This window comes from Vibrio sp. 10N.222.55.C6, assembly GCF_041473395.1.
GTDB classification, from domain to species: domain Bacteria; phylum Pseudomonadota; class Gammaproteobacteria; order Enterobacterales; family Vibrionaceae; genus Vibrio; species Vibrio crassostreae_C.
On the sequence record NZ_JBFRSD010000407.1, the window covers coordinates 1 to 435 of the forward strand.

Genomic DNA, 435 nt, shown 5'->3' on the forward strand with positions numbered 1-435 from the left:
ACTAATAGAGGCAATAGTGAGTTCTTGTATCGAGCTTCGATAGAGCGTGTAGAAATACGCACTGTAAGGTCAATGTCATGCTTAGTGTCTGCGAAACGTGAATAAGCGAAATCGGCACTATCGTAAAAGTCATCAACTTGATCAAGGTCTACCATTTTCGAGCGTGTTTTGGAGATATAACATGAACCATAAGACGTAGTCATGATGACAGAATCAAGGTTGAGCGAGTGCCTTAGCGAGTGCACAGCCCCGTGGCTATCGCAACCGTAGTCCATGACTTCTGCGGCAATGTGTTTGGTGTTCTCACTGTATTCATTCGCAATCTTCGTCGTATAAAGGATTTGGGAAAAGTAGACAACGAATAGGAAAAAGGAAGAGATGGTGAACACGGCTATCAGAGCCTTAATCAGCTCTCGATGATAGGTGTTGAACATC

At 43.7% G+C, this 435-nt stretch carries 1 pseudogene; it reads right to left on the minus strand.

Going from position 1 to position 435, the window contains the following annotated elements:
- Positions 1–435 (minus strand): annotated as a pseudogene (locus AB4486_RS24345) (EAL domain-containing protein); the annotation flags it as partial.